Genomic DNA, 7560 nt, shown 5'->3' with positions numbered 1-7560 from the left:
CGCCGACGATGCGGATGCCGCTGTCCGACTGGGTCTCCAGGGCGGCGATCAGGTCCTCGGCGATCTTGCCGCCGCCGACGATCGCGGTGCGCCGGTCGAAACGGCCCTGGCGGGTCTGGGCCCCGATCACCAGCGCCAGGGCGAAGCGCCCCACCAGCAGCGTGCCGAGGCCGCCGGCGAAGAAGGCCGCGAGCCAGAGCCGGGAATAGTGGTCGGCGAGCTTGGACAGCACCAGGATCGCGGCCACGACCAGGAAGGTCAGGGCCCAGCCGGCCGTGAGCTTGACGGCGGTCTTGAAGAAGGCGCGGAAGGCGGCGATCCGGTAGGTCCCGGCGGCCTGGAACAGGGTGACGGCGATGGCCGCCACGGCGCCGACCGCCCCGGCATAGGTCAGGCCGAACGGCACGACGCCGCGCAGCATCGCAGCGAACAGGGAAAGCCCGAGGGCGCAGATCAGGCCGAATTCGAGGGCGCGGACCAGCCCGGCGATGACCACGGGCGAGACCGCCTTGGCCGGAAGGGGCAGCGCGGTCTCGGCGAGCGGCGCCGCATGTCCGGTGCCACCGGCCGTCGCCGTTTCCGGCTGTCCGGCCGCCTTCAGCAGGTCGCGGACATCGAAGGCACTCATCGGACGCTTCCCCGTCGTCGCGGCCTCGTCCGCCGCCGGGCGAAGTCTCGCAAAAGGGCCTCTCGGAAACCTTAAAACCCCGCAGGCCCCGCATGCCGCGTCCGGTACGCGACGCGTGGGGCGCCGCCGGGATCAGGCCGTCTCGGCCACCGGCGCCCCGGCGCCCGGCGCGGGCTTGTGCGCAAGCCGGGCCCGGAAGGCGGCCGCGTAGCCCGAGAGCACGTCGGCACCCATCCGCTCCATGGAGAAGCGCTGGCGCACCGAGTCGCTCAGCGCCTGGAAACGGGCGCGCCGGATCTCCGGCGCCTCGTCGAGGACGCGGGCGATGGCGTGCTGGAGCGCCACGGCGTCGCGGGCGGGGACGAGGTCGCCCGCGGCCGCGCCGAAGATCTCGGGTATGCCGCCGACGTTCGTCGCCACCAGGGGCTGGGCGGCGGCGGCCGCCTCCAGCACCACGTAGGGGAGGGATTCCGCAAACGACGGCACCACCATGATCCGGCCGCGGGCCAGCACCGGGCGGATCGGCTGGGCCGGCTCGAAGGCCACGGCGCCCTGCAGTCCCAGGCCGTCTGCTGTGGCCTGGAGGACGGCCTCGTCGGGGCCCGAGCCCACCATCAGCAGCCGCACGCTCCGACCGCCCGCCCGCAGGCGCGCCAGCGCCTCCAACAGCACCGGCAAGCCCTTGGCCTCGCGCAACTCGCCGACGTAGACGAGGTCGAAGGGGTCGGCCGCCGGGGTCAGGGGCGCGAACTCCGCCTCGCCGATGCCGTTGTGGACGATGCGCGCCAGGCCCGCCCGGCCCCCGACATAGGCGCGGTGGCGGCCGGCCACGTACTCGCTCTCGAACAGGAACACGTCGGTGCGGCGCGCCAGGACGCCCTCGGCGCTCATGTAGAGCCGGTGCAGCAGCGTGCCCGGCTTGTAGTTGTAGCTGCCCCCGTGCGGGGTATAGGCCCGGATCATCGGGCGCCCGGCGGCCCGCACCGGGGCGAGACGGGCGTAGACGCCGCCCTTGGCCCCGTGGCCGTGCAGCACGTCGGCCTCCACCGCGTCGGCGCGGGCGGCGACCCGGCGCAGGACCGAGAGGTCGGAGAGGTGCGGGTTCCGGCGCATGGGTATCCGCGTCACCCCCAGGCCGAGGCAGGGACCGAGTTCGGCCAGCGCCTGCTCGGCGCGCGCCCCGCCCGTATTCGCATCGCAGACGATGCCGACCGCGTGTCCCGCCGCGGCCTGGAGCCGGGCGAGGTCGACCACGTGGCGGAACAGGCCGCCCACGGGCGCGCGGAAGACGTGCAGGATGCGGCAGGGCTTGCCGGCTTCGAATGGGCTGACGGGCTGGACCACGGCGTTCTTCTCCAGGCGCCGGTCGTGGACCGGTCCCGACGATGTGGCGCAGGAAGGGTGGGCGGGTGGTTAATCCCGCCTCCGGAGGGCCTCCGGCGCCGGGATTTCCCGCGCGAGGGTAAGCGCCCGGCTAACGCGGGCGGCTCCCGCGATTTCTGGGAACGGCGCCGCCCGGCCCGTAGACCGGTCTCGGCGATCGTGCTTGGTGTCCCTCCGGTCGGAAACACGCCGGACGCGCGTCCGGGCCGCCTCGCAGCGGCGAGACACCGGCGATGGTCTTCCTCACAGGCGAGAGTCCGATGACGAGCTTCACCCGCGCCGCCCTGATCCTGGGCGTGGCCCTCACCGTCTCGGCCCCGGTGACCGCGGAGACGCCGGAGGAGATGGCGTTCGGCTTCGGCCAGTTCACCGGCTCGGCGACCTTCTGCAAAGTGCCGAAGGAGAAGGTCCAGGAACTGGCCTCCGCCCTGCTGGTCTCGTCGGGGATCAAGACGGATGGGCCGAGCCCGGCCATGACCCGGTTCACGGAAGGTGTGACGGATGGCATCAAGGCGATGTCGGCGCCCGACGCGGCCTCGTGCACGGACGTGGTCACCGCCTTCGACGCAGCCTACGAAAAGATCCAGTGAAGTCTTTTTTGGATTCCAGGGATCGTGCTGGTCGATAAAATCCAACAATCGCTCTCGTCCTTCAGGGCTTCCACATAGTGGAAGCTTTGACGGAGCCCTCCAGAGATCTCGGCGATATCTGGGAATATCCTTCGAAGCTGCTTCGCAGCACTTCAGGATGAGGGGAATTTTTTGGAAGAATGTTCGGGCCGCTTGTCTGGTCGAATGGATGTCCGATTCACGAGGTCAAACCCGCTTCGCGGCAAACATCAAAAAAACCGCTCCTTGACGACGATCGTGTCGCCGGGGCGCACCGGGTAGGTCATCGGCACGATGCCGGAGACGAGGCCGCCCTTGCCCTCGCGGGTCAGCACGGCGTAGTCGCGCGCCGCCCGCGGGCCGAAGCCGGCCGCGATCGCCACCGCGGTCTCCACCGTCATGCCGTTGACGAAGGCGTACTGGCCGGAGGTCGTGACCTCGCCCAGGATGTAGAACGGCCGGTAGGCGTCGACCTCCACCGTCACGTGCGGCTCGCGCACGAAGCCGGCGGCGAGCTTGGCCTCGACGGTGCGCGCGGCCTGGGCCGTGGTCTGGCCGCCGACGCCGACGACGCCGATCAGCGGCATCGCGATCCGCCCGGCCCCGTCGACCGCGTAGATGTTGGACAGGTTGTCCTGCCCGAAGACGATGACGCGCAGCTTGTCGCCCGCAGACAGGGTGTAGCGCGCGCCGATCGAGCCCGTGCCGGTCTCGTCGAGTTGTGCCGTCCTGAAGTCCGGCCGCAGGCAACCGCCGAGCGCCAGAGTCGAGGAGAGTGCGAAGAGGAGTGCCCGCCGGTTCATGACCATCGCCGTCGTGTGTATCCGAACGGCTGTGGTGTAGGCCGTTAGGGTTAATGAAGCCTGACGTTTCGATAGAGGGCGAGGGAACCTGCGCGGGCCTTAACCCTCAAGCAACCTTAACGGTCTCTATTGGCGAGGCTGCGGCCCCAGGGCTGCCACATCCGCCTTCGCGTAAAGATCGTGCCATGTCCCGCATCACGCCGCGCGCACCCGTTACCGCCGGCCGGCCCCAGGCCCGGCGATCCGATGGCCTCAGCCTCGCGCAGGTGCCCCACCTCCTGCGGCGGTCCTGGGTCTGGATCGCCGTGCCGACGCTGGCCGTGGCTCTGGCCGCCGGCACCTTCGTGCAGGTCGTCTCGCCCCGCTACACCGGCGAGGCCAAGCTGATCCTGGAGAGCCGGGACCCCGCCTTCGCCCGCACCGCGCAGGAGCGCACCGACCAGGCCACGCCGATCGACGAACAGGCGGTGGCGAGCCAGGTCCAGGTGATGATGTCGCGCGACCTCGCCCGCGAGGCGATCCGCCGGCTCAAGCTCGTGGGCAACCCGGAATTCGATCCGGGCGCGGGATCGATCGGCCCGGTCCAGCGCGTGCTGATGATGCTCGGGATCGGCAAGAATCCCCTCGACCGGCCGGCCGAGGACCGGGTGCTCGACGCCTATTTCGAGCGGCTGCTGGTCTACCCCGCCGGCAAGTCGCGCATCCTCTCGGTGGAGTTCCGCTCGAAGGACGCGGCGCTGGCCGCCGAGGGCGCCAACGCGGTGGCCGAACTCTACATCACCTCCCTCGAGGCGGCCAAGGTCGACACCGCCCGCTACGCCTCCACCTGGCTCGGCGGCAACATCGAATCCCTGCGCAAGCGGGTGGCCGAGGCCGAGGCCAAGGTCGAGGCCTTCCGCGCCCGCAACGGCTTGGTTGGCAGCAGCGGCGCGACCGGCCAGCCCCTCAACGCCCAGCAGCTCGGCGAACTCTCCACCCAGCTCTCCCAGGCCCGCATCATGCGCGCGGACCTGACCGGCCGGGTCAAGGCGATCAAGGAGATGATCAAGGACGGGCGCGCCTTCGAGATCCCGGATGTGGCCAACAACGAGCTGATCCGGCGCACGGTTGAGAACCGCATCACGGTGCGCGCCCAGCTCGCGCTCGAATCCCGCACGCTGCTGCCGGGCCATCCGCGCATCAAGGAGCTGACGGCCCAGCTCAACGACCTCGACCAGCAGATCAAGGCCGCCGCCGAGCGGGTGGTGCGCACGCTGGACAACGATTCCAAGATCGCCGCCGCCCGCGTCGAGAGCCTCCAGGCCGCCGTGGACGGCCAGCAGGACGTGGTCGTGAAGGGCAATTCCAGCGAGATCCAGCTCCGCGCCCTGGAGCGCGAGGCCAAGGTCCAGCGCGAGCAGCTCGAATCCTACCTCTCCCGCTACCGGGAGGCGGCCGCGCGCGATGCCGAGAGCGCGACGCCGGCCGACGCCCGCATCATCTCGCGGGCGGTGACACCGGAGGTCCCCTCCTTCCCCAAGAAGCTGCCGATCGTCGCCTTCGCCACCCTGCTCGCCCTGATGTTCTCCGCGGGCGCGATCCTGGCGCGGCATCTTCTGGCCGATCCCGACGGGACGGGCCGCGAGGCCGACGTGGAGGCCGACCTGCGGGACGAGGCGCCCGCGCCGGTGATGCACCGCGACCGCTTCGCCTTCCCCGAGGCCGCCCCGCCGAGCCGCTGGCCGGCAGCCGCCGAGGCCGAGCCGATGGCGCCCGCGGCCGGGATCGTGGCGAATGAACCTGTCCCGGCCCCGATTCCCGCCCCCGTGTCTGCCCCCGCGGAGGCCGTGCCGGCCGCCGCAGAGATCCCGCCCGTCCGCGCCGCGGAGCCGGCGCCCTTCGACCTCGACCCGCTGATCGCCCGCCTGGAAGCGGCACCGCGCCTCGGCCAGGGCCGCACCGTGCTCGTGGTCGAGACCCATCCGGCCGAGGGCGACGACGGCCTCGTCGACGCCCTGACCGCAAAGCTCTGCACCCGCCGCACGACGCTGCGCGTGGACCTGAACGGGGCCGTCACCGATTCCGACGATCCGGGCTTCAGCGACCTCGTGGCGGGTGAGGCCGCCTTCCTGGACGTGATCCAGGCGGTAAAGGGCTCGGCCCTGCACCGCATCGGGGCCGGCCTGTGTGACGAGGAGGTGCTGTTCGAGGAGCCGCAGGCGCTGGCGATCACCCTCGACGCCATGGCCGAAGCCTACGACTGGGTGGTCTGCCGCCTGCGGCCCGCGGCCGGCACCGTCGACCTCCTGGCGATCGTGGCCGGCTGCATGGACAGCGTCGTCATCGCTTCGAATGCCGGGGCCGACGACCCGGACCTCGGCGAACTCTTCGCCGTGGCGGAGGATGCGGGCGCGGGCCAAGTGCTGGTGGCCCAGGACCGGCCGGCGGCCATGCGAGCCCCGCGCCGGATGCCGGAGCCGATGCAGCTGCGCCTCTCGGCGGCGTAACGATTCACTCCGCCGGGACGGGCTCGGCCGCGACGCGGGCCGGCACGATCCGGTCCTGGGCCGCGCGCTCCAGGGCCTGCCGGGCGGCGTCCGCCTCGCGCTGCCGGTTCCACATCGCCGCGTAGACCCCGCGCTGCGCCAGCAGGCCAGCATGGTCGCCGCGTTCCACGATCGTGCCCTTGTCGAGCACCAGGATCTCGTCGGCGTTGACCACCGTCGAGAGGCGGTGGGCGATCACCAGCGTGGTGCGGCCCCGGCTGACCCGGTCCAGGGCGTCCTGGATCTCGCGCTCGGTGAAGGAATCGAGCGCCGAGGTCGCCTCGTCCAGGACGAGGATCGGCGGCGCCTTGAGGATGGTGCGGGCGATGGCGACCCGCTGCTTCTCCCCGCCCGAGAGCTTGAGGCCGCGCTCGCCCACCGGCGTGTCGTAGCCCTCCGGCAGGCCGGCGACGAAGCGGTCGATCTGGGCGAGGCGCGCGGCCTCGCGCACCTCGGCCTCGGTGGCCTCCCAGCGACCGTAGCGGATGTTGTAGCCGATGGTGTCGTTGAACAGCACCGTGTCCTGCGGGACCATGCCGATGGCCGCCCGCAGGCTGTCCTGGCGCACCGCGGCGATGTCCTGCCCGTCGATGGTGATCCGGCCTCCTTGCGGCTCGTAGAACCGGAACAGCAGGCGCGAGAGCGTCGACTTGCCGGCACCCGATGGGCCGACGATCGCCACCGTCTTGCCCGAGGGCACCGCGAAGGAGACGCCGCGCAGGATCGGGCGGTCGGGGTTGTAGGCGAAGTGCACGTCCTCGAAGCGCAATACGGCCGGGCCGACCGCGAGGGCAGGCGCACCCGGCCTGTCCGCGATCTCCGGGTTGCGGTGCAGGATGCGGAACATGTCGTCGATGTCGATCAGCGCCTGTTTGATCTCCCGGTAGATCATGCCCATGAAGTTGAGGGGCATGGAGAGCTGCACCAGCATGGTGTTGGCCAGCACGAAGCCGCCGATGGTGGTGCGCCCGGCCAGGATGTCGCGGGCGGCGAGCCACATTACCGCCGTCATGCCAAGCGTGAAGATCACCGCCTGGCCGGCGTTGAGCACGGCCAGCGACACGTAGGTCTGCGTCGAGGCCCTTTCGTACTTCGCCATCGAGCCGTCGTAGCGGGAGGTCTCGCGGTCTTCCGCGCCGAAATACTTCACGGTCTCGTAGTTCAGAAGCGAGTCGACGGCCTTGGTGTTGGCGTCGGTGTCCGAGTCGTTCATCCGGCGGCGGATCGCGATCCGCCACTCGGTCGCCTTGTAGGTAAAGCCGAGATAGGCCGCGACCATGGCGAAGACGACGGCCGAGTAGGTCCAGTCGAACTCGTAGGCGAGCACGCCGAGCACCAGCGCGAACTCCACGATGGTCGGCACCAGCGTCAGCACCATCAGGCGCGAGAGTTCCTCGATGCCGGAGCGCCCGCGCTCCAGCACGCGGGTGAGGCCGCCGGTCTTGCGCTCCAGGTGGAAGCGCAGCGACAACTGGTGCATGTGCTCGAAGGTCTTCAGCGCCAGCCGCCGCACCGCGTGCATCGCCACCTTGGCGAACAGCCCGTCGCGCACCTGCGTCAGCCCCGCCATCAGGATGCGCGAGAGGCCGTAGAGCCCGATCAGAAGCATGGGC

6 protein-coding genes are annotated in these 7560 nt (G+C 71.0%); 2 read left to right on the top strand and 4 right to left on the bottom strand.

Annotated features, from left to right (window positions below; all coding sequences use genetic code 11):
• Both COGEMETH_RS23285 and COGEMETH_RS23280 read right to left on the bottom strand, forming a co-directional pair.
• Positions 1 to 628: Rossmann-fold NAD(P)-binding domain-containing protein (locus COGEMETH_RS23285; RefSeq protein WP_507763004.1), on the bottom strand; the 628-nt coding region annotated here is incomplete at its 3' end.
• 132 nt (positions 629 to 760) lie between these two features.
• Positions 761 to 1972 (bottom strand): glycosyltransferase family 4 protein, encoded by a 1212-nt coding sequence (locus tag COGEMETH_RS23280; protein WP_238185059.1) that lies wholly within the window; start codon positions 1970 to 1972, stop codon positions 761 to 763.
• A gap of 299 nt (positions 1973 to 2271) precedes the next feature.
• Here COGEMETH_RS23280 and COGEMETH_RS23275 point away from each other — a divergent pair, with 299 nt between their 5' ends.
• Positions 2272 to 2601: a hypothetical protein gene (locus COGEMETH_RS23275; RefSeq protein ID WP_238185058.1), complete on the top strand. Its 330-nt coding sequence runs from the start codon at positions 2272 to 2274 to the stop codon at positions 2599 to 2601.
• A 248-nt stretch (positions 2602 to 2849) separates the two neighbouring features.
• Here the strand turns inward: COGEMETH_RS23275 and COGEMETH_RS23270 are convergent, their stop codons facing one another.
• Positions 2850 to 3428, bottom strand: coding sequence for a polysaccharide biosynthesis/export family protein (locus COGEMETH_RS23270; RefSeq protein ID WP_238185057.1), 579 nt, complete (start codon positions 3426 to 3428; stop codon positions 2850 to 2852).
• Positions 3429 to 3607: 179 nt separating this feature from the next.
• Here COGEMETH_RS23270 and COGEMETH_RS23265 point away from each other — a divergent pair, with 179 nt between their 5' ends.
• Positions 3608 to 5908, top strand: a complete 2301-nt coding sequence (locus COGEMETH_RS23265) for a GumC family protein (protein WP_238185056.1) — start codon at positions 3608 to 3610, stop codon at positions 5906 to 5908.
• A 4-nt stretch (positions 5909 to 5912) separates the two neighbouring features.
• Here the strand turns inward: COGEMETH_RS23265 and COGEMETH_RS23260 are convergent.
• On the bottom strand, positions 5913 to 7560 hold a 1648-nt coding region (locus tag COGEMETH_RS23260), incomplete at its 5' end, for an ABCB family ABC transporter ATP-binding protein/permease (RefSeq protein WP_238185055.1).

Origin of the sequence: Methylobacterium trifolii (genome assembly GCF_022179685.1) — a bacterium.
GTDB classification, from domain to species: Bacteria; Pseudomonadota; Alphaproteobacteria; order Rhizobiales; family Beijerinckiaceae; genus Methylobacterium; species Methylobacterium trifolii.
Note: the sequence above shows the minus strand (reverse complement) of the source record. Positions and strands in the feature narration are given on the sequence as shown.